Genomic DNA, 22,698 nt, shown 5'->3' on the forward strand with positions numbered 1-22,698 from the left:
CTAAAACTTGACAAACCTCAATCTATCTCCATTAAGAATAATAGGGGTTTCTAGATTATTGGTAAATAACCCTCCAGTCCCTAAACCTTGAGGCATCTTACTTTGTTTAGTATAAGTGTATTGGGCAATAGCATTAAGACCGATATTACTTTCTAAAGCAGAAGTTATCCACCAACCTATACCTAAAGTTTCCGCTAAATTTATCCATTCATCAGTCCCAGAAAAACCGCCTACTAGAGAAGGTTTCAAAATAATGTATTGAGGTTTTATTTTTTCTAATAATTTTTGTTTCTCTTCTACCTGCACCACGCCTATCAGTTCTTCATCCAAAGCTATGGGTGTAGGCGTATTCTGACACAGTTTTGCCATTTCTTCTAATTGCCCTGCCTTTATGGGTTGTTCAATAGAATGAATTTCTAAATCAGAAAGTTGTTGTAATACCGTTTTCGCTTCTTCCACTGTAAAAGCTCCATTGGCATCTACTCTTATTTCTAGTTGATTTTTAGGATAAATATGCCTTAACTCGGAAATAATTTGCCTCTCGGAAGCCCAATCAACTCCTATTTTTAATTTAATACAATCAAAACCTTGAGAAAGTTTATCTTCTATCTGTTTTTGCATAAATTCTACCGACCCCATCCATATCAACCCATTGATTTTGATAAAATCTTTACCTTCTGTAAAATCTGACGGAAAATAAATATATTTATCCTGAACCAAGTTCAACATCGCCTGTTCATAACCTATCCATATAGACGGATAGTGACGAAGGTGTTCCCTCAAAACTTCAGGAGCTAAATGTATATTTTCGCACAACCAACTCAGCTTTCCCTCATAATCAGGAACATCATCATAACTCAACCCTCTAAACAAACCACACTCTCCCAGCCCTTTGTTTATACCGTCTGTAACCTCTAGAAAATAAGTTTCCTTAGTAGTCAAAACACCCCGCGAAGTACCGCTGGGTGTTTTGAATTTGAGTGTATATTTATTATAATTAGCCCTCATTAAGCATCTTTAACTTGAGCCATAAACTCCTCTGCTTTTTTTACCATTTCTTCGCTTCCACAGAAAAACGGCACTCTTTGGTGCAACTCTGTAGGCTCTATTTCCAAAATTCTTTGAAAACCATTAGACGCTCTACCTCCCGCTTGTTCTGCTAAAAACGCCATAGGATTACACTCATATAGAAGTCTTAATTTTCCGTTAGGAGCCTGTGAATAAGACGGATAGATATAAATTCCACCTTTAATCATATTTCTATGAAAATCCGAAACCAAAGAGCCTATATAACGAGAAGTGTAAGGACGGTCTCCTTCTTCCATTTGGCAGTATTTTAAATAATCTTTAACCCCTTGCGGAAATTTAATATAATTACCCTCATTTATGGAGTATATTTTTCCTTTTTTAGGAAACTGCATATTAGGGTGAGAGAGATAATAAGTACCTAAACTTGGGTCTAATGTGAAACCATTAACCCCATTCCCTGTGGTGTAAACAATCATTGTGGAAGAACCATACACTACATAACCTGCTGCCACTTGATTAACACCTTTTTGTAGGAAATCTTCTAGCTGTACAGGAGTACCTGGCTCTGTAACTCTTCTATAAATAGAGAAAATCGTCCCTACCGATACATTAACATCTATATTAGACGACCCATCCAAAGGGTCTATCAACACCACATATTTACTCAAATGCCCATTCTCACCTGATTTTATTTCTACAAAATCATCACTTTCTTCTGAAGCAATGCCACATACCACCTCTCTCTGAGAAAGTGCATTGATGAAAATATCATTAGCCAAGACATCTAGCTTCTGCTGGTCTTCCCCTTGTATATTGGTGTTTCCTGCCTTACCAATGATATCTGCAATCCCAGCTTTATTCACTTCTCTGTTCACTACTTTAGAAGCCAACCTTATAGCACTTAAAAGCCTAGAAAGCTCCCCCGTAGAATACTGAAAATCATCTTGTTTATCAATTATAAACTCGCCTAATGTTTGTAATGATTGTTGTGACATCTTTAGATTTATTAGTTAGAGCCACAAATTTCGGAATTTTACTCGAATTTTCACAACTAAGGAAACTTTTTTATCCAAATTAAATTTTTGTATTTCTTTTTTCAACTGATTTTAATACTTTTGAAAATTGTTTTAGTCTGTCGGAAGACCTTAACTCCAAGAATTATTGAGCTTTTAATAACACATTGTATGAAAATATTTAAGTTTGGAGGAGCCTCGGTAAAAGACTCCGAAAGTGTTAAAAATGTAGCATTTGTACTAGAGAGCCAAGGCTTTAAAGAGTGTTTACTCGTAGTTTCTGCTATGGGGAAAACCACTAATGCTTTAGAGAAAGTTGTAGAAGTCTACTTCCAGAAAGGAAATTATAATGAAGAAATTCAAAAAATAAAAACATCACATATAGAAATAGCCTCTGGGCTTTTTGATAAAAACCACCCTGTTTTTGATGAAATTTCACTATTTTTTGATGATGTACAAGCTTTTTTAAGAAGAAACAAATCACCTAATTATAATTTCGTCTATGACCAAGTGGTGAGTTGCGGAGAAATGATTTCTTCTAAAATCCTTAGCGAATACCTCAATTCTAGAAATTTTAGTAATGAATGGATTGATGCTAGAGATTTCATTAAAACCAACGATACTTACCGTGAGGGTGTAGTAGATTGGACAGAAACCGAAACCAATATCTCTCAACTTAATAAAGAGAAATGCTATGTAACACAAGGATTCATTGGTTCTGACGCCAACAATTTCACTGTAACGCTAGGGCGTGAAGGCTCCGATTATTCCGCAGCTATTTTCGCTTATTGCCTTAATGCTAACGCAATGACCATTTGGAAAGATGTACCAGGTGTTATGACGGGAGACCCTAGAAAGTTTAAAGATGTTAAATTACTTTCTAACATTTCCTATGAAGAAGCCATAGAAATGGCATACTATGGAGCCTCTGTAATCCACCCAAAAACTTTGCAACCTTTAAAGCAAAAGAATATTCCGTTCTTTGTAAAATCTTTTGTAGAACCACAAAAAGCAGGTACTAAAGTAGGCATTTCAGACGAAAACCAAAAAGAAGAAAGTTTTATCCTTAAGGAAAATCAAAACCTAATTAAAATATCTACACGAGATTTTTCTTTCATCGCAGAAGACCATATTAGCTTTATTTTCAATCTTTTATCTCAACTAAAGATAAAAGTATCGTTGATGCAAAACTCTGCTATATCATTGGCTCTTTGTTTAGAGGATAAATTTGCAAAACTAGACGAACTTAACGAAGCTCTACAAGCTAATTTTAAAACAGAAGTTTCTAAAAATGTATCCTTATTTACTATAAGAAATGCCAACATGGATAAACTTGATAGACTGTACGAAGGGAAAAACATTCTATTAGAACAAATTGCTAAAAACACGGTTCAAATTGTAATTCTCTAGAATTCAGAAAAAAAAACAATAACTAATGAGTCTCATTTCTAAAAAGGATTTAATAAAAGCTGCTGGTTTAGATAAAGTAGGATTTTTAAAATCTCCTATCGCTTCTATAATTATGCGTTTGACGAGGATTAATCAAGTTAATGCTCTTTATGACAAAATAAAACATACTGAGGGCAAAGACTTCTTTAAAGCTTTTGTTAAGGAAAGAAATTTAAAGTATATCGTCTTTGAGGAAGATTTACAAAAAATCCCTAAAACAGGACCTTTCATATTAGTTGCTAATCACCCTCTAGGAGCGATAGACGGCATACTAATGTGTAAAATCTTAACCGAAATTCGTCCTGATTTTAAAATTATGGGCAATTTTCTCTTAGAGAAAATTGAACCTATGAAGCCTTTTGTAATCCCTGTAAATCCTTTTGAAGGCAGAAAAGAAATCCGTAGTAGTTTGCAAGGAATGAAAGCTACCTTAAAACATCTAGAAGAAGGTGGTTGTGTAGGTATATTCCCAGCGGGAGAAGTTTCTAACAAGAATAACTCTTTTGCTCAAATCATGGATAAAGAATGGGAAAAACCAGCTCTTAAGCTTATGAAAAAGGCTAAAGTCCCCATAGTCCCAATGTATTTTCATGCTAAAAACAGCAAACTTTTTTACGCAATGTCTAAAATACACCCTGATTTACAAACTCTAATGCTTCCATCTGAAATGATGAACAAAAGAGAAAAGCCTATTAGAGTAAGAATTGGGAAACCTGTTTCTGTAAAAACCATAGAAGACTGCGACTCTGTGGAGGAAATGGAGCATCTGCTACAAAAGAAAATTTGCCTTATGAAAACTTATTATGACAAAAGGCAATCGTTGGCAGATTTAATGAAACTCCCAAACCTCAATTTGAAAATTCCAAACAAGTCGGAAAACATCGTTCAAAACATCATAGACGAAACACCTCAGGAAGATCTAATTAAGGAAATAGAAACACTGAAAAGTGAAGGAAAAATGCTCTTTGATAGCGGAAACTATGAAGTCTTTTTCAGTTCTTATCAAGAGATACCTTCCATTATGAGAGAAATAGGTAGACAAAGAGAACTTACCTTCCGTGCAGTAGGAGAAGGCAGCAACCTTCCTTTTGATTTAGATGAATACGATAAACATTATCACCATCTTTTCTTATGGGATAAAGAAGCCCAAAAACTCGCGGGTGCTTACAGAATGGCTCTAGGTAAGGAGGTGATGAAAAAACACGGCATTAAAGGTTTCTATACCAGCTCCCTTTTCGAGTTTGACCAAGAACTACAACCATTCTTCCGAAAAGTGATAGAAATGGGAAGAGCTTATATCTCTATGGAGTACCAGCAAAAACCTTTCCCTCTATTTCTTCTTTGGAAGGGCATCGTGCATGTTTGTTTAAGAAACCCTGATCACAAATTTCTAATGGGTGGTGTAAGTATCAGCAACAAATTTTCGGAATTTTCTAAATCACTTATGATAGACTTTATGCGTTCTCATTACTATGATTCCGCTGTTGCCCAATACATACACCCAAGAAATGAATTTAAAATTAAACTAAAAGAAAGAGACAAAAATCTATTTTTTGATGGTATAGACTCAGATTTAGGAAAGCTAGACAAACTCATTGATGATTTGGAACCAGAAATGAGATTACCTGTATTGATAAAGAAGTACATTAAACAAAATGCTAAGGTTATTTCCTTTAATGTAGACCCAAACTTTAATGACGCTATTGATGGATTGATGTATATTCGTATCAGCGACCTCCCTGAAAGCACCATTAAGCCTGTATTGGAAGAAATGAGCGAACAACTAGGTCCCGAAGAACAAAAAAAACAAAACTGATTATCAATTTTTTAACTATAAAACTATTAAAAATTTCAAAATAGGTTTGGTTTATATTGATAATATATATATCTTTGCACCACTAAAAAAACAACTGATAGAAGCAGTTATGGTGCCTTAGCTCAGTTGGTAGAGCAAAGGACTGAAAATCCTTGTGTCCCTGGTTCGATTCCTGGAGGCACCACCATAAAAGCCACTCCGTTTGAGAGTGGTTTTTGTTTTATTGTTATATATTTGCGTTATGAAAAATATAGCCATTATACTTTTTTTAGGTTTAACAACTCTAACATCAGCACAGTCTACCCAAGAAGAGACAAACACAACAAAGCCTAAATCTTTATATATTAAAGGAAATGTTCTCACTCTACCGCTATCCATCATCAATGGAGGACTAGAGTATCAATTAGCACCCAAGTATACCATACAGGGAGATATCCTTATTTCACCTTGGAAATCTGCGTTTGGCAATCATATGCAAATTTATATGGGACATTTGGAGGGTAGATATTATTTTAAGGAAGCATTTAATGGTTGGTATGTTGGAGCAAATGTTGGAGGTGGAGTTTTTGATATGACCAAATGGAATTACCTTGACACAAAAAAATTTCAAAGAGGGTTTAATTATATGATAGGGGCTGTAGTTGGATATCAGTACCAATGGAAAGATAAATGGAATATTGACTTTTTCTTAGGTGGAGGAACTTCACAAGGTTTTTATCACGGCTACGAACCAACAGAAGAACCACCACATTTCTTGAAAAGATACGAAAGTCATCCAGACTATTGGAATAAAAGTGGAGAATGGATTCCTTATAGAGGTGGTATTATGATTTCATACAAATTAAGATAAAAATATGGATTTTAAAAACCCTAAATTTTACCTCATCGTTATCATTACATTTGTTGTTGTATTTTTAATGAACTATCTTGGTAACTCTAATGCTCCAGACCAACTAGAGAGAGCTTTAATGAACGGGATTGCTGGAGCAGTAGGCATTACCATAGGTCTATGGATTTGGAACAAAAATAAAAACGATGATACTCATCACAATTTTGATTAAAATTTGATATAAAAAATAGGGAAGCTAATGCTTCCCTATTTTTATTTTAACTCCAACCTTCTAGTTAAGAAATATCTGATACTTATTATACTCCTGAATTTTATACAAAAGCTCCGCACTTATATTGATTTTCCTCTGTATTGACGGTAGCTCTAGCTTCGTTTCATCATTAGGGTTTTTAAGATAAAAACTTAACTTATGTTCTCCTTGATGAGAGAGTAAATCGTTTTGGAAGAATTCAATATCTGCTCTTCTAATATCAGTAATATCCGCCACAATGGATAGTGATTTTGCATATTTTTCAAAAGCGTCCTTAAGGTCTATCACTTCATTTATATTCACAAAAACCCTACCGTCTTTGGAAATTACCATTTTTATCTTAATAATCACAAACCTTTGTAAAGCCAATTTTTCCCTAAGACGCATATAATCTCTATCGCCTAAACGGAAACCATACGACCCACTATAATCTTCCAAAGTTAAAAATGCAATTTTCTCGCCACTATTTTTACCATCTCTTATGGTATATTCTGTAATTAGCCCTGCCACGGTATATTCTTTAGCAGCATCATTAATTTTCCTTAACTCTTTCCAAGCCTCTTTCTCAGAGAATAAATTAGGATTGATACCACTCGCAATACTGTCTTTAAAGGCTTCCACTTCATCTAAATTTAAAAAATTAAAACTGCCTTTAGGTTCTACATTTTTAACTTCCTCCTCTATTATTTCGCCATCTTCACCTTCTACCAAATCTAAATCTACCGCTAAATCTGGCTCATCTTCTGTATCTTCTATTAAAACAGATTCTTTCGGGATAGATTGCAACTCTTCTAAGATTTCATCTTTTTGAGATAAAACCTCTTTTTTACTCAACTCACCTTGTATAAAGCGAAACTGATATTTATACTCATCTAAAGGATGAGCCGATAGATAGAACCCAATAATTTCTTTCTCCTTATTGAGTTTATGCATATTTTGCCACTCCATAGCTGGTGCTATTTTAGGCTGTTCTATTTGTATTTCCTCTGCGAAATCTGCAAAAAGAGAGTTTTCCACCTCATTTTTGCTTTCTTGGAAACTTTGTCCGTATCTAATAAGCTTCTCTATATTGGTTTTGCCAGAATTATCAATATCAAAATATTGTGCTCTATGGTAAGTATCTACCTCATCAAACGCTCCTGCCATTACCAAACTCTCCACCACTCTTTTATTCACTTGTGACGGTGTTACTCTTTCAAAGAAGTCATAGATATTTTTAAATTTTCCTTTCGCTCTTTCTTGGCTAATCGCTTCACTAGGACCTTCACCAATTCCCTTTATCGCTCCTAAACCAAACCTTATCTGCCCTTTATCATTCACCGAAAACTTATACTGACTTTCATTAACATCTGGTCCTAAAACATCTACGCCCATAGCTCTACAATCCTCCATAAACATTGTGATTTGTGCCGTGTTGTTAATGTTATTACTCATCACACTCGCCATATACTCGGCTGGATAATTTGCCTTTAAAAACGCCGTTTGATAAGCAATAAGTGCATAACAAGTAGAGTGAGATTTGTTAAATGCATATTCCGCAAACGCCTTCCAATCGTTCCAGATTTTATTAAGTTTTTCTTCGTCTAGATTATTCTTTTTACCACCTTCTATAAATTTAGGATACATCTTATTAAGAACATCTATCTGCTTTTTCCCCATAGCCTTCCTCAATGTATCTGCTTCACCTTTAGTAAAGTTTGCCAATTTTTGAGACAAAAGCATTACCTGCTCCTGATAAACAGTAATTCCGTAAGTTTCTTTAAGGTATTCTTCGGTCTCTGGGAGGTCGTAAATAATTTCTTCAACCCCGTGTTTACGATTGATAAAGTTAGGAATATACTTAATTGGACCTGGACGATACAAGGCATTCATCGCAATTAAATCCGCAAAAACGGTAGGCTTTAATTCCCTCATATATTTTTGCATACCAGGACTTTCGTATTGGAAAATCCCTATGGTTCTTCCCTCTTTAAAAAGTTGATAAGTCTTAGCATCATCTAAAGAAATTTCATCTGGATTGATGTCTATACCGTGCCTTTCTTTTACGAGTTTAAGCGCATCTTTAATAATGGTTAAAGTCCTCAACCCTAAAAAGTCCATTTTTAAAAGCCCCGCACTTTCTGCCACCGAGTTATCAAACTGAGAGACCAAAATATCGGCATCTTTAGCCGCTATCGAGATAGGCACCAAATTAGAAATATCTTCAGGTGTAATAATCACCCCACAGGCATGGATTCCCGTATTTCTAATACAACCTTCCATTTTTTTTGCCGAATCCAACACAGGGAAACGCTGGTCGTTAGGATTATCTAAAACTGCTTTCATTTCATCAACCAAAACTTTATCTTCATCTTTAAGTTTATCGTATTTAGACAAAGCCTTAGCAATGTTCATTCCTGGGACAGAAGGTACAAGTTTCGCAATATTATTGGTTTCTGGAATAGGCACATCTAGCACCCTACCCGCATCTTTAATCGCCGATTTACCTCCCAAAACGGAGTAAGTAATAATCTGTGCTACATTAGATTTACCGTATTTATCAATAACCCATTTAATGATTCTGTCCCGTCCTTCATCATCAAAATCAATATCAATATCGGGCATTGAAATTCTTTCAGGATTTAAAAAACGCTCAAAAAGGAGGTCATATTTTATAGGGTCTACATTGGTAATCCCAATACAATAAGCCACCGCCGAACCTGCCGCCGAACCCCTACCAGGACCTACCCATACCCCCATCTTTCTAGCTTCGTTACAAAAATCTTGAACAATCAAGAAATATCCTGGGTAGCCTGTATTAGCAATAATTTCTAGCTCAAAGTCTAACCTTTCTCTTATATCATCCGTAATTTCATCATAACGCTTCTTCGCTCCTTCATAAGTAAGATGTCGCAGGTATGCATTTTCTCCTCTTTTGCCACCGTCTTTCAAATCTTCCTCAGATTGAAACTCTTCTGGAATATCAAATTTAGGCAATAAGACATCTCTCTTTAGAGTATAAGGTTCAAATTTTGACAACAGCTCTGTATAAGCCTCAAAAGCGTCTGGATACTGCCTAAAGCACTGCTTGAGTTCCTCCGCATCTTTGATATAAAACTCTTGAGACCTCAATCCTTTTCTCTTGCCAAAGCCTTTTCCTACTGGTGTGGACAGCTTTTCGCCATCTTTGATACAACTTACAATATCTTGAATGTTAGCATCAGATTTATCGGTATAAAAAGTTTCATTTTGGGCTAAAATTTTCACATTGTATCTATCCGCAAAATCTAACAAAACTTCATTCAAATGCTCCTCTTCTTGCAAACCGTGATTTTGAAGCTGAACATAAAAATCCTCACCGAAAGTTTCCTTCCACCACTTAAATCGTTCTTCTCCTTTTTGCTCTCCGAAATTTAAAATAGCATCTGGAATATCTCCATAAATACCCGATGTTACCGCAATAACATCGTCTTTATACTGTGCCACCATTTCCCTAGACACCCTAGGTACACCAAAATAAAAACCATTAACATATCCTAAACTGGACAGCTTCGCTAAGTTTTTATAACCATTGAAGTTTTTAGCGAGAAGCACAACATTAGTTCTTCTGTCAGGGTCGTCTTTAGTAAATTGTTTTTGCTCTGGACGGTCAGAAATATAGAATTCGCAGCCCAATACTGCCATAAGTTCTTTAGATTCTGGAGCATTTTCATTGAAATCTGCACCCTCTTCTTCCGCTTTTTGTTTATTAGCTAAATATTCTTGATGGGCTTTTTTAACACCAGAATTGTATTTTTCTACATCAGAAACGAATTTGAAAGCCCCCATCATATTACCCAAATCCACCATACCAACAGCAGGAAACTGATTACTTTTAGCCTTATCAATCAAATCTCCTATGGAAGTGGTAGACTGTAAAGATGAAAAGATACTATGATTATGAAAATTGAAATAATCACCGAGTTCAATCTCACTAATATCGCCAAAATCGGTTCTTTTTTTCTTTTTATTAAAATCCTCTACTTGCCTCCTGATAACAATCGCAAACGGACGAATAGGACTCGGGTGGTTTTCTTGATAAACCTTAAGCTGCTCTTCCGAAATTTTAAGCGTTTCCGCAGGAATAATCCCAACACGCATCATTTCAAAAAAGACTTGCGCCGTGGCATTTACATCGGCAGCAGCATTGTGAGCTTCATCAAATTTTTCACCATAGAGTTTTTCGTAAAGTTCTTCCAATTTAGGCGGTTTATACTTTCCATTCCTACCTCCTCCAAGCTGACAGTAGTCTGTCCCAAGTGCCATAGTATCGGCAGACGGAATTTTTTCTAACACATTTTCTATGGACTTTCTATAAAATTCCGCCCCCACAATATTATAATCAAACTCAATATTGTGTCCAGCGACTATTTTTGTTTTTTTAAGAACCTCTTTAAATTCTTCTAAAATTTCCACCAAATCTCGTCCCTGCTCGTGAGCCATTTTAGTAGAAATCCCATGTATCCTAGTAGCATTGAACGGAATATCATAACCCTCGGGCTTGATGATATAATCTTGATTTTCCACTAAATTACCCTCTTCATCGTGCAACTGCCAAGCAATCTGCACCATTCTCGGCCAGTTATCCGAATCTGATAATGGAGCATTAAAATTCTTTGGCAATCCCGTAGTTTCCGTGTCAAAAATAAGATACATACGCCTTTGATTTTAGAGCGTAAAAATAGAGAAAATAAAATAAAAATAAAGTACAGAAATAGGTCTAAAAAAGGATTTTAAAAACTAAAAAGACTCTACTTCAAATACTTCTTGTGCGATACAAAAAAAAATACTAAATTTGCAGCCTCATACATAATAATCATTAAATAATATTGGAATGTATTTAACTAAAGAAAAAAAGGCAGAAATCTTCGCAAAGCACGGAAAATCTGCGCAGGACACAGGTAGTGCAGAAGGGCAAATCGCTCTTTTCACTTACAGAATTAACCACCTATCTCAGCACTTAAAGTCTAATCACAAAGACTTCGCTACTGAGAAATCACTTGTTAAAATGGTAGGTAAAAGAAAGAGATTATTAGATTATCTTAAAAACAAAGATATCGAAAGATATAGAGCAATTATTGCTGAACTAGGATTAAGAAAATAATCAGTCCAAAAAGACATCAGAAGCAACTCTTATTTGAGTTGCTTTTGTTTTTAGTATAACTAAAGTTCTAAGAACTTGTAATATTAGTCTGTAAAAAAAGTATTAACTTTGCAAACAGGACATTTAAAAGAATATTAACCATATCTGCCTAAAGAAGTAACGCAGATAAACATTGGAGACAACGCTCCAATACATTAACATTTTAATTTTTATGAATGCACCACAAGCAATCACCGAAACCATTCTGCTGAAAGACGGCAGAGAAATCACTATTGAAACAGGTAAATTAGCTAAACAAGCTGATGGAGCCGTAGTTGTAAAAATGGGAGGCACTATGCTACTAGCGACGGTAGTAGCCGCTAAGGAAGCTAATCCTGGCGTAGATTTCTTGCCTCTTACTGTAGATTACAGAGAAAAATTTGGAGCAGCAGGAAGAATCCCTGGTAACTTTTTCAGAAGAGAAGCTAAACCTTCTGATGATGAAGTTCTTACAATGCGTCTAGTGGACAGAGTTATCAGACCATTATTCCCTAGCGATTTCCATGCGGAGGTTCAAGTAATGATTTCTCTTATCTCTTACGACGAAAAAGTAATGCCAGACTCATTAGCTGGTCTTGCTGCATCAGCCGCTATTGCGATTACAGATATTCCTTTCAACGGACCATTTTCGGAAGTTAGAGTCATCAAAAAAGACGGCGTTCTTAGCATCAATCCTAGCTGGGAAACTTTACAAAGTGGCGTGGAACTAGATATTATGGTAGGAGCTACTAAAGACTCTATCGTAATGGTAGAAGGTGAGATGGACGAAATTACCGAGCAGGAAATGCTAGAAGCTATTACTTTTGCTCATCAAGAAATTAAAACACAAGTAGAAGCTCAAGAAAGATTGGCTCAAAAAGTGGGCAAAGCCTTCCCAAAAAGAGAATATTGCCACGAAACCCACGATGAAGAATTAAAAAAACAAATCTGGGATTACGCTTACCAAAAGTATTACGACATTGCTAAAAACCCTAGTGCAAAAGAAGAAAGAGGAGAGAAATTCTCCGCAGTAGTAGAGGAATTTTTAGCACAATATACAGAAGAAGAATTAGAAGAAAAAGCAGATTTAGCTAAAGTTTACTTCCACGATGTACAAAAAGAAGCTGTACGCCAACTTATCTTAAACGAGAACATACGTTTAGATGGAAGAAACAACCAACAAATTCGTCCTATTTGGAGTGAAGTAGATTATCTTCCTGCCGCACACGGTTCTTCTGTATTTACTAGAGGCGAAACTCAATCGCTTACTACGGTTACTTTAGGCTCTCTTATGGACGCTAACAGAATTGACAGCGTTATCACTCAACACGACGAAAGATTTTATCTACACTATAACTTCCCACCATTTTCAACAGGTGAAGCTAGACCACTTAGAGGTACTTCCAGAAGAGAAGTTGGACACGGTAACTTAGCTCAAAGAGCTTTAAAAGTGATGATTCCGGAAGAAACACCATATACTATTCGTATTGTTTCAGACATTTTAGAATCTAATGGTTCGTCTTCTATGGCTACGGTATGTGCTGGTACACTAGCTCTTATGGACGCAGGTATCCCGATGAGAAAACCTGTTTCTGGTATCGCTATGGGACTTATTACCGATAAAGAGTCTGGAAAATGGACGGTATTATCTGACATCTTAGGCGACGAAGACCATCTAGGAGATATGGACTTTAAAGTAACTGGTACAGAAAACGGTATTACTGCTTGCCAAATGGACATTAAAATCCAAGGGCTTACGATGGATATTATGGAGCAAGCTCTAATGCAAGCTAAAAACGGAAGACTTCATATCCTTGGAGAAATGCTTAAAACAATTTCTGAACCTAGAGCAGATGTTAAACCTCACGCACCTAAGATGGTAATGATGGAAATCCCTAAAGACTTCATTGGTGCTGTAATAGGACCTGGTGGTAAGGTAATCCAGCAGATGCAAAAAGAAACAGGCACTGTAATTACCATAGAGGAAAAGGGTGAAATAGGCTACATAGAAATATCTGGAACTGATAGAGAAAAGATAAATGCAGCTATCGCTCAAATCAACGAAATCACTTTCATTCCAATAGTTGGAGAAGTTTACCAGGGTAAAGTAGTAAAAGTGATGGATTTTGGTGCTTTCGTTCAGCTAGCTAAAGGTACAGAGGGACTTTTACACATTTCGGAGATTGATTGGAAGAGAACCGACAAAGTACCTTACAAAGAAGGAGATATTGTAGAAGTGAAATTTATGGGATACGATGACCGTAAGAAAATGAAACTTTCTAGAAAAGTACTCCTCCCAAAACCTCCAAGAGAAGAGAAATCTAAATAAAAATACATCTAAAAAACGGTTGCTCTAGGGCAGCCGTTTTTCGTTTAAAAAAGGCTATTTTAAGAGTATTTTAACCACATAAAATAAAAACTCTAATTCTATAAGTGTATATTTGCATTAAAAATTAGAGCGAATGTTTTCAAAAATTATTGTTCATAAAGTAGGAAATAAAATCAATCAGGAAAATCTGTTTTTATCTTCGCAATGTTTGGAGCTAGAAGATGATATGAAAGAGCAATTAGAAGAGTTTTTTTTAAAGGCTTTTAAATCCGAAGAGCAATTTCAGTTTTATAGTGATACTTATCTTTCTAACAACCCGGTATACAGTTCTATTTCGGAAATTTTTGAAGACCCTGCAAAATTTCAGTGGGAATCCGAAAATATAGCAAAACACCTCTACGAAATTACTGAAAACCCTCGTGTACAAAGTGGCGAACTCTTTATTGTTTATTTTGAAGGCGAAGAAACCGATGCAGGAAAAATAGACTCCATAGGGATTTTTAAAACAGAACGAAAAGAGCCTTTCCTTAAAATAAATGCTAACGAAGACGATGACTACCTCATTGAAAAAGACTACGGCATCGGACTTTCTAAACTAGACAAAGGAGCTATTATCTACAACAATAATAAAGAATTAGGCTATGTAGTTTCTGTAGTGGATAACAACAAAAATGGAGATTTGTACTATTGGTTTGAAGATTTTTTAAAGGTAAGACAAAGAGAAGACGACTATTTTCACACTCAAGAAACGCTTTCCGTCTACAAAGATTACATTACCAAACAACTGCCTCAAGAGTTTGAAGTAACTAAAGCAGACCAAGCCGATTTCCTTAACAAATCCATCAATTTCTTTAAAGAAAAGGAGCAATTTGATTTTGAAGAATTCAGTCAAGAAGTATTGCAAGACGAAAACATTGTGGAGAGTTTCATCAACTTTAAAACCGACTATGAGCAAGACACCCAAATGTCTATTTCCGAAGCCTTCCCTATCAACCCTACCGCTGTAAAAAAACAACAAAGACACTTTAAAAGCGTGATAAAATTAGATAAAAATTTCCATATCTATGTACACGGCGACCGTAAAATGATAGAAACAGGGCAAGATGAAAAAGGAAAATTCTACCGCCTTTACTTTGAGGAAGAACAATAAGCCTCTTTATTTTTTGGCTATAAAAACTAATAGTTGTAAATTTGGGAACTCTCAAAAAGAACAAATTATAAATCAAAAATAAAAATATTATGAAAGTTACCGTAGTAGGAGCAGGAGCTGTAGGAGCTAGCTGTGCTGAGTATATCGCAATGAAAAACTTCTGTTCAGAAGTTGTATTAGTGGACATCAAAGAAGGTTTTGCAGAGGGTAAAGCAATGGATTTGATGCAGACCGCATCACTTAATGGTTTTGATACTAAAATTACAGGCTCTACTTCTGATTATTCTAAAACAGCAGGGTCTCAAGTGGCTGTAATCACTTCTGGTATTCCTAGAAAGCCAGGTATGACGAGAGAGGAGCTTATCGGCATCAATGCTGGTATCGTTAAAGAAGTTACAGAAAACTTAATTAAGCACTCTCCTAATGTAATTATTATCGTAGTATCTAACCCTATGGATACTATGGCTTACCTTGTTCACAAAACTTCTGGTCTTCCTAAAGAGAGAATCATCGGTATGGGTGGTGCTTTGGATAGTGCTAGATTCAAATACAGATTGGCAGAAGCCCTAGAATGCCCTATCTCTGATGTAGATGGTATGGTTATCGCAGCTCACTCTGACACAGGTATGCTTCCTCTAATGAGCAAAGCTACAAGAAACGGAGTACCTGTTTCTGAATTCTTAAGCGAAGAAAAACAAAACTATGTAGTAGAAGAAACTAAAGTAGGTGGTGCTACCCTTACTAAATTATTAGGAACTTCCGCTTGGTATGCACCAGGAGCGGCAGTATCTACTATCGTTCAAGCTATTGCTTGCGACCAGAAAAAAATGATTCCGTGTTCTGTAATGCTTAACGGAGAATACGAACAAAACGACATCTGCCTAGGTGTACCTGTAATTATTGGTAAAAACGGTATTGAAAAAATCGTAGAAGTATCTTTAACAGATGCTGAAAAAGAAAAATTCGCTACTGCGGCTAATGCAGTAAGAGAAATCAATGGTGATTTAAAATTCTAAATTCCATAATATAAATTTTCTTGATATAAGGATTGAAGTTCTAGTAATTTCAATCCTTATATTTTTTGTAAGAGTAGGTATTTTAGCGTAATTTTGAGGCAGAATAGATTACACAATGCCTCTCCTACCCGAACATATCACTAAACTACTCTATGATACACTTGCCCATTTTTGGGGCTACCAAGAGTTTAGAGAACCGCAGGAAGAAATTATCAGCTCTATCATTATGGGGCAAGATACTTTTGCTCTCTTACCCACAGGAGGTGGAAAATCTTTGTGCTATCAGCTCCCTGCATTAGTTTTAGAAGGTACTTGCATTGTGGTTTCTCCTCTTTTGGCTTTGATGAAAGACCAAGTGTATCAACTAAAAAGCAAAGGCATAGAAGCAGAGTATCTAAGTTCAGAATTAGACGAAGCCCAAGCAGAACAAATCTATTCACTTTGTATTGAGGGAACTACCAAAATACTATTTGTATCTCCCGAAAGGCTTACCAACAGCCTTTTTCTTCAAAAAATAGAAGAAATTAAAGTTTCTTTTTTAGCGGTGGACGAAGCCCATTGTATCTCCGAGTGGGGACAAGACTTTCGCCCAAGCTACCAAAATATTCATAAGTTTAGAAAAGACCGACTGAAAGATTTGCCCGTTTTAGCTCTTACGGCTACGGCTACTCCGAAGGTATTGGAGGATATTAAATCTAAACTCAATCTGAAAACACCACAGATATTTCAAAAGAGTTTTGAACGGACGAATATTAAAATACACACAGAAGAATGTTCCGACAAGTATTCTAGAATTTTAAACTTGGTAAAAAACCACCCTTATTCGGGAATTATATACGCTTCTACGAGAAAGGAAACTCAACAACTCACCGAGTTCTTGCAACACAACGGAATTCCTAATGTTGATTTTTACCACGCAGGACTGCCACTTAAAGAAAAACACCAAAAACAGAATCAGTGGCTACATTCTAACAATGGAGTTCTAGTGGCTACCAATGCTTTTGGTATGGGTATAGACAAAGATGATGTACGATATGTGATACACCTCTCTCCGCCTAGTTCGGTAGAAAACTATTACCAAGAAATTGGGAGAGGAGGTAGAGATGGTGAATCTGCCCTCGCTTATTTGTTATGGAACAAGTATGAACTTTCTAATTCTGACGAAACTCTTAAACAACAAATTCCTAACAAAGAGAGTTTTAAAAAGGCTATATCTTATCTCTATTCTTTATTTCAGATAGCTGATTTTGAACTTCCTGAACAGACTTTTCAATTTGATATTAGACAATGGCAACGGGTTACCAAAATGCCTTTAGCCTCGCTTAAAAATATTTTGAGTTTCCTACATAATCAAGAAATCATCTATTATAATAACCTTAAATCTAAATCTAGCATAGAGCTAAACATAGAGGTAGAAGACTTTGAAAGTCTAGCTCCACAAGATGCCTATTTTATAGAAATATTGTTAAGACATCTATCTGGATTTTCGCATCATAAAGTTAGCTTTAGAGAAGAACATTTAGCTCATAAAATCAACACCAACTCTACCGAACTAAAAAAACGACTCCTAGAACTTGCCAATAAAGGCTATATTAACTATATAGATGGGGCTTTAGCTAGTATTAAATTTCTTATTCCTAGAGATAATGCAAGTTTTGGTGGTAAATGGTGGCATCTTTTTCTAGAAATACAAAAAAACAAAGTTCAGAAATGGGAAGAAATGAAGTTTTTTATTCAATCCGAAAAGTATTGCAAAATGAAAATGATATTATCTTATTTCGGAGAGAAAAAGGCTCAAAATTGCGGACAATGCTCGGTTTGTTTGTCTCGTAAAACTTCGCTGTCTTCCGCCCATAACCCTATACTTAAAGTTTTAGCAGTAGAACCTTGTACTTTAGAAGACCTCTCAGCACAGATACCACATCTATCGAGAGAAAAGCTATTAGAACAAGTGATTCTTCTGCTAGATACCGATAAAATTAAAATGCTTAACTATAAAACTTATACAATAAACTCATGACAAAACCTTTAAAAGTAGTATTCTTCGGAACGCCAGATTTTGCGAAACACAGCTTAGAAGCCATACATCACTCCCAACATCAAGTAGTGGGCGTGGTTACAGTAGCCGATAAAGCCAGCGGAAGAGGTCAAAAAATAACAGCTTCACCTGTTAAAGAATATGCACTAGAGCAAGGTCTGCCCATATATCAGCCAGAAAAACTTAGAAATCCTGATTTTCTAGAGGCAATGAAACAACTAGAAGCCGATGTTTTCGTAGTGGTGGCGTTCCGTATGATGCCGAAAGTTTTGTTTGAAATTCCTCGTTTGGGTACTTTTAACCTACACGCTTCATTATTGCCTGATTATAGAGGTGCGGCTCCTATCAATTTCGCTATTATCAATGGAGAAACCACAACGGGTGTTACTACTTTTTTCATCAACGAAAAAATAGATGAAGGTAACATTCTCCTACAAAAAGAACTAAGTATTGCTCCTGATGAAGACGCAGGAAGCCTACACGACAGACTTATGACCATAGGTGGCGAACTCATTGTAGAAACCCTAGACGGCTTATCTGCTAATAGTATTACAGAGCAACCTCAACCCATTGTAGCCGAACCTAAAAATGCTTTCAAAATCTTTAAAGAAGACACCAAAATCAATTGGAATGACACGGGAGTGAATCTGCATAACTTTGTACGAGGTCTATCTCCCTACCCTACTGCTTTTACCAACATCAAAATTGGAGAAGAAGAAAAATCGCTTAAAATTTACAAAGGTTATTTTCAACCATCTGAACACTCTCACCAAGCTGGAGAGATTGAAATAACTAAAAATAGTTTTAAAATCTATACTAAAGATGGAATTTATTTCCCTGAAGAACTACAACTGCAAGGCAAAAAAAGAATGCCTGTGAAAGATTTCCTCAACGGTTTTAGGGATTTTGATAATATAAAACTCTTCTCATAATTTTCAATAAACAATATTCAACCCTAAAAATCCTTATTTTTGTAATCTAAAGAATTAGCATTGAAACATACGAATCATTTAATGTTGGTAGATAACCTCTCTCCTCAGCAACCTATAGGTGTGTTTGATTCTGGTGTGGGAGGACTTACCGTAGCCAAAGAAATCAAAAGGCAAATGCCCCACGAAAACATCATCTATTTTGGGGATACCAAACATTTACCTTACGGAGATAAATCTAAAGAAGCCATCGTTAGGTTTTCAGAAAAAATAGCCGAGTTTTTACTAGAGCAAAACTGTAAAGCCATCGTAATCGCTTGTAACTCTGCCACGGCTAATGCCCTGAAAGAAGTTAAAGAATTGGTAGGAAATAGAGCGATTGTTTTTGATGTGGTTAATCCTGTTGCGGAGAAAATAGCTTATGAAATCCACACCAATGTAGGCGTTATTGCAACTAAAGCTACCGTAAATGCTGGGATTTATAAGAAAAGCATCAGACGCTTTAACAAATTTATAAAGGTAGATGAGCTAGCCACACCACTTTTAGTTCCAGCGATAGAAGAGGGTTTTAAAAACCACCCTATTACTCATTCTATTTTATATCATTATTTGAGTAATAGTAAGCTAAAGAACATTGAAACACTGATTTTAGGGTGCACACATTATCCGCTATTATTAGAGGAAATTAAGCAATATTATGGCAGTAGAGTAAGAGTGATTGATTCGCCTAGTATTGTAGCAAATTACATTAAAATTTCTTTAGAAAAACACCACTTACTTAATTCTGAACAGAAAACAACGGAGATGAAGTTTTATCTTTCGGATTTAACCAAAAATTTTGAAAAAATATCTAAAAAGTTTTTTGGGAAGAGTATAGATTTAGAACTTAAAATACTTTAAAAAAATAGCGACCTCAATCTGAAAGGTCGCTATTTTGTTTTATTTTTGTAGAAGCATTGCGGCTTCTTTTGCTGCATAGGTGAAAATCATATCAGCCCCAGCTCTCTTAAAGCAAGTAAGACTTTCTATTAAGACTTTATCATTGTCTAGCCAACCATTCTGCGAAGCAGCTTTTAGCATGGCATATTCTCCACTTACTTGATACACCGCAATAGGAATATCTATTAGCTCTCTAACTTTAGAAACAATGTCTAAATAAGGCATACCTGGCTTTATCATAATAATATCAGCTCCTTCCTCTACATCTCTAATCACTTCATTTATAGCTTCTCTAGTATTATGAAAATCCATTTGATAAGTTTTTTTATCCTTCGGAATGTTTGCGGTTTCCTTCGGAGCACTATCCAACGCACTTCTGAAAGGTCCATAGAAAGAACTTGCATATTTCGCCGCATAAGACAAAATACCTACATTATGAAACCCATTTTCCTCTAATCCTTCTCTTATAGCCATTACTCTGCCGTCCATCATATCACTTGGTGCTACAATATCCGCTCCAGCTTCAGCTTGAGAAATAGACATCTTAACCAAAGCTTCCACTGTAGCATCATTATCCACTTCACCATTAGTTACAATACCATCGTGTCCGTAGATAGAATAAGGGTCTAAAGCTACATCAGGCATCACTACCATTTCTGGAACAGCTTCTTTAATAGCTCTTATGGTGTTTTGCATCAACCCATTAGGATTCCATGCTTCTGTTCCTGCATTATCTTTGAGATGGTCTGAAACCTTCATATAGATATTAACTGCTTTCACACCCAAAGCGAATAGCTCTTTACATTCTTCTACCGTTAAATCTATACTTCTGCGATAGATACCAGGCATAGAAGGGATAGCCTCTTGTTTCTTTTCTCCTTCCATCACAAACATAGGCATTACAAAATCAGATGTTGAAAGATGGTTCTCTCTTACAAGACTTCTAAGGCTGTCATTTCGTCTTAATCTTCTATTTCTTGAATATATAATCATTTTTGGAATTGTATTTGTTATGCAAATTTAACAAGACTTTAGCAGAATTAAATCTTGTAAGCTGATTTTATTTTAGATATATTTGTAAATATTTTTAAATCAATACTATGAAACAACTTTTATTTTCTATATTTTTCTTAATTACATTTTTGGGACTATCTTCCTCAACGCTGAAGGCTCAGAATGTAAGAGATTATATTGGTAATCAACAAAAATCTGATGATGCTCTTGTGGTAGCTTACCCTAACCCAGCGAAGGATTTCATTGTATTAAAAACTAAAAATCCATTAACTAGGGTTAAAAGTGTTACTTTTTACTCTATAGTTGGAGCTCAGGTGATGGAGGTTTTTCCTAATTCAAACTATGTGGAAATTAGATTAGATAAACTTATATACGGTAAGTATCTTATAAAATATACTCTAAGTGATAATACTCAACAGGTTACACAAATTATAAAACAGTAAATTTTGTATTGGCTAATTCAAAAAAAAATATTACTTTTGCCAACTAATTATTAACAGGGACGAGTTCCCATAAAATCAATATTTTATGTCAGTAAAAATTAGATTACAAAGACACGGTAAAAAAGGAAAACCGTTTTACCACATCGTGGTTGCAGATTCTAGAGCTAAAAGAGATGGTAGATTCATCCAAAAACTAGGAACTTACAACCCAATTACTAACCCAGCTACTATTGATTTAGATGTAAATGCAGCGGTAGATTGGTTAAACAAAGGGGCTCAGCCTACAGATACTGCTAGAGCTATCCTATCTTACAAAGGAGCTCTTTACAAGAAACACTTACTTGGAGGAGTTGCTAAAGGTGCTTTTGATGAGGCTGAAGCAGAGAAGAGATTCAATGCTTGGTTAGAAGAAAAAGAAGCTAAAGTACAAGGTAAAAAAGAAAACTTAGCTAAATCTAAAGAGGAAGCTAAGAAAGCTGCATTAGAAGCTGAGCAAAAAGTAAGCGAAGCTAGACTAAATGCAAGAAAAGAAGCTGAAGCTACTGCAGAACCAGTAGAAGAAGTTGCTGAAGAAAGTACAGAAGCTCCTGCAGCTGAAGAAAACGAAGCAGAAGCTTAAGAATTAAAAATTTAATCATGCGAAAGGAGGATTGCTATTTTCTTGGAAAAATCACTCGTAAGCATGGTCTTTCGGGAAATGTTATCTTAAAATTAGATACAGACCAACCCGAATTTTACAACAAATTGGAATCAATATTCGTTGAAATCAACGGATTATTGGTTCCTTTTTTTATAGAAAAACAACAGTGGCAAAAATTAGACTCTAAAATCATTACTTTTAAAAATGTGTCTGATGCTATGGTAGAGCAAGCACTGGGTAAAAGTGTTTTTTTACCACTTTCTACTTTACCTCCATTGGAGGGTAATCAGTTTTATTACCACGAAGTAATAGGTTTTGATGTTTTTGATGAGGCTGAAAACTTTTGTGGTTCAATCAAAGAGATTAACGACCAAACAGCACAGCACTATTTTATCCTTAATAATAAAGGTAAAGAGGTTATCATTCCTATTATCAAAGATTGGATTCTGAAAGTTAATAGAGATGAAAAGATAATTTCTATGCAATTACCAGAAGGACTTCTAGAGGTATTTGAGGTGTAAGTCTTCTATTTATACGATATTATTGCGTTTTTCCTTAATATTTCCTAGTGGCTTAAGTTAAAATCACTACTTTTGTAGCGGATTTGTGTTTATAATCTTCTATGGAAGTTTTTATAATTTACATATTCAAAA

General features: G+C 35.5%; 18 protein-coding genes and 1 tRNA gene. 15 read left to right on the forward strand and 4 right to left on the reverse strand.

Annotated elements, in window-relative coordinates:
- Window positions 1–1,008, reverse strand: a complete 1,008-nt coding sequence (locus tag RA0C_RS04055; protein WP_004918679.1) for an o-succinylbenzoate synthase — start codon at window positions 1,006–1,008, stop codon at window positions 1–3.
- Window positions 1,008–2,024, reverse strand: a complete 1,017-nt coding sequence (gene fbp, locus RA0C_RS04060; RefSeq protein WP_013446857.1) for a class 1 fructose-bisphosphatase — start codon at window positions 2,022–2,024, stop codon at window positions 1,008–1,010. The genes RA0C_RS04055 and fbp overlap by 1 nt, the downstream gene beginning before the upstream one ends.
- A 189-nt stretch (window positions 2,025–2,213) precedes the next feature.
- Here fbp and RA0C_RS04065 point away from each other — a divergent pair, with 189 nt between their 5' ends.
- From RA0C_RS04065 to RA0C_RS04085, 5 genes are all read left to right on the forward strand, one after another.
- The gene (locus tag RA0C_RS04065; protein ID WP_013446858.1) at window positions 2,214–3,452 is read left to right on the forward strand and encodes an aspartate kinase; all 1,239 of its coding nucleotides are present in this window, start codon (window positions 2,214–2,216) and stop codon (window positions 3,450–3,452) included.
- A 25-nt stretch (window positions 3,453–3,477) separates the two neighbouring features.
- On the forward strand, window positions 3,478–5,307 hold the full coding sequence (locus RA0C_RS04070; RefSeq protein WP_013446859.1) for a lysophospholipid acyltransferase family protein: 1,830 nt from the start codon (window positions 3,478–3,480) through the stop codon (window positions 5,305–5,307).
- A 111-nt stretch (window positions 5,308–5,418) separates the two neighbouring features.
- Window positions 5,419–5,494: transfer RNA gene (locus tag RA0C_RS04075), tRNA-Phe, on the forward strand.
- A 54-nt stretch (window positions 5,495–5,548) separates the two neighbouring features.
- Entirely contained in the window at window positions 5,549–6,157 is a 609-nt protein-coding gene (locus RA0C_RS04080) for a DUF3575 domain-containing protein (RefSeq protein ID WP_004918689.1), read from the forward strand.
- Between the two features lie 4 nt (window positions 6,158–6,161).
- Window positions 6,162–6,368: a hypothetical protein gene (locus RA0C_RS04085; protein WP_004918691.1), complete on the forward strand. Its 207-nt coding sequence runs from the start codon at window positions 6,162–6,164 to the stop codon at window positions 6,366–6,368.
- Window positions 6,369–6,428: 60 nt separating this feature from the next.
- Here RA0C_RS04085 and dnaE read toward each other — a convergent pair whose 3' ends face one another.
- A complete protein-coding gene (dnaE, locus tag RA0C_RS04090) occupies window positions 6,429–11,081 on the reverse strand; it encodes a DNA polymerase III subunit alpha (protein WP_004918695.1) in 4,653 nt (1,550 codons plus the stop codon).
- A gap of 178 nt (window positions 11,082–11,259) precedes the next feature.
- On the opposite strand from dnaE, the gene rpsO reads away from it, so the two are divergent.
- From rpsO to murI, 7 genes are all read left to right on the forward strand, one after another.
- Window positions 11,260–11,529, forward strand: coding sequence for a 30S ribosomal protein S15 (gene rpsO / locus RA0C_RS04095; protein ID WP_004918697.1), 270 nt, complete (start codon window positions 11,260–11,262; stop codon window positions 11,527–11,529).
- A gap of 211 nt (window positions 11,530–11,740) precedes the next feature.
- Window positions 11,741–13,876: a polyribonucleotide nucleotidyltransferase gene (locus tag RA0C_RS04100; RefSeq protein WP_004918699.1), complete on the forward strand. Its 2,136-nt coding sequence runs from the start codon at window positions 11,741–11,743 to the stop codon at window positions 13,874–13,876.
- Between the two features lie 133 nt (window positions 13,877–14,009).
- Window positions 14,010–15,026, forward strand: a complete 1,017-nt coding sequence (locus tag RA0C_RS04105; RefSeq protein ID WP_004918701.1) for a nucleoid-associated protein — start codon at window positions 14,010–14,012, stop codon at window positions 15,024–15,026.
- An 89-nt stretch (window positions 15,027–15,115) separates the two neighbouring features.
- The gene (locus tag RA0C_RS04110) at window positions 15,116–16,042 is read left to right on the forward strand and encodes a malate dehydrogenase (RefSeq protein WP_004918703.1); all 927 of its coding nucleotides are present in this window, start codon (window positions 15,116–15,118) and stop codon (window positions 16,040–16,042) included.
- A gap of 115 nt (window positions 16,043–16,157) precedes the next feature.
- On the forward strand, window positions 16,158–18,062 hold the full coding sequence (locus tag RA0C_RS04115; RefSeq protein ID WP_004918706.1) for a RecQ family ATP-dependent DNA helicase: 1,905 nt from the start codon (window positions 16,158–16,160) through the stop codon (window positions 18,060–18,062).
- Window positions 18,059–19,012 carry a methionyl-tRNA formyltransferase gene (gene fmt / locus RA0C_RS04120; RefSeq protein WP_004918707.1) on the forward strand — a complete coding sequence of 318 codons (954 nt, stop codon included), beginning with the start codon at window positions 18,059–18,061 and terminating at the stop codon, window positions 19,010–19,012. The genes RA0C_RS04115 and fmt overlap by 4 nt, the downstream gene beginning before the upstream one ends.
- A gap of 81 nt (window positions 19,013–19,093) precedes the next feature.
- Window positions 19,094–19,909 carry a glutamate racemase gene (gene murI / locus RA0C_RS04125; RefSeq protein WP_004918709.1) on the forward strand — a complete coding sequence of 272 codons (816 nt, stop codon included), beginning with the start codon at window positions 19,094–19,096 and terminating at the stop codon, window positions 19,907–19,909.
- A 39-nt stretch (window positions 19,910–19,948) separates the two neighbouring features.
- On the opposite strand, the gene hemB is transcribed toward murI, so the two are convergent.
- Window positions 19,949–20,941 (reverse strand): porphobilinogen synthase, encoded by a 993-nt coding sequence (hemB, locus tag RA0C_RS04130; RefSeq protein ID WP_004918710.1) that lies wholly within the window; start codon window positions 20,939–20,941, stop codon window positions 19,949–19,951.
- A gap of 107 nt (window positions 20,942–21,048) precedes the next feature.
- Here hemB and RA0C_RS04135 point away from each other — a divergent pair, with 107 nt between their 5' ends.
- The 3 genes from RA0C_RS04135 to rimM all read left to right on the forward strand — a co-directional run bounded on the left by RA0C_RS04135 (window position 21,049) and on the right by rimM (window position 22,566).
- Entirely contained in the window at window positions 21,049–21,405 is a 357-nt protein-coding gene (locus tag RA0C_RS04135; protein ID WP_004918713.1) for a T9SS type A sorting domain-containing protein, read from the forward strand.
- A gap of 85 nt (window positions 21,406–21,490) precedes the next feature.
- A complete protein-coding gene (locus tag RA0C_RS04140; RefSeq protein ID WP_004918715.1) occupies window positions 21,491–22,024 on the forward strand; it encodes a 30S ribosomal protein S16 in 534 nt (177 codons plus the stop codon).
- A 17-nt stretch (window positions 22,025–22,041) separates the two neighbouring features.
- Window positions 22,042–22,566: a ribosome maturation factor RimM gene (gene rimM, locus RA0C_RS04145; protein ID WP_004918717.1), complete on the forward strand. Its 525-nt coding sequence runs from the start codon at window positions 22,042–22,044 to the stop codon at window positions 22,564–22,566.
- Window positions 22,567–22,698: the final 132 nt, after the last annotated feature.

The organism is Riemerella anatipestifer ATCC 11845 = DSM 15868 (assembly GCF_000252855.1).
Classification (GTDB): Bacteria; Bacteroidota; Bacteroidia; order Flavobacteriales; family Weeksellaceae; genus Riemerella; species Riemerella anatipestifera.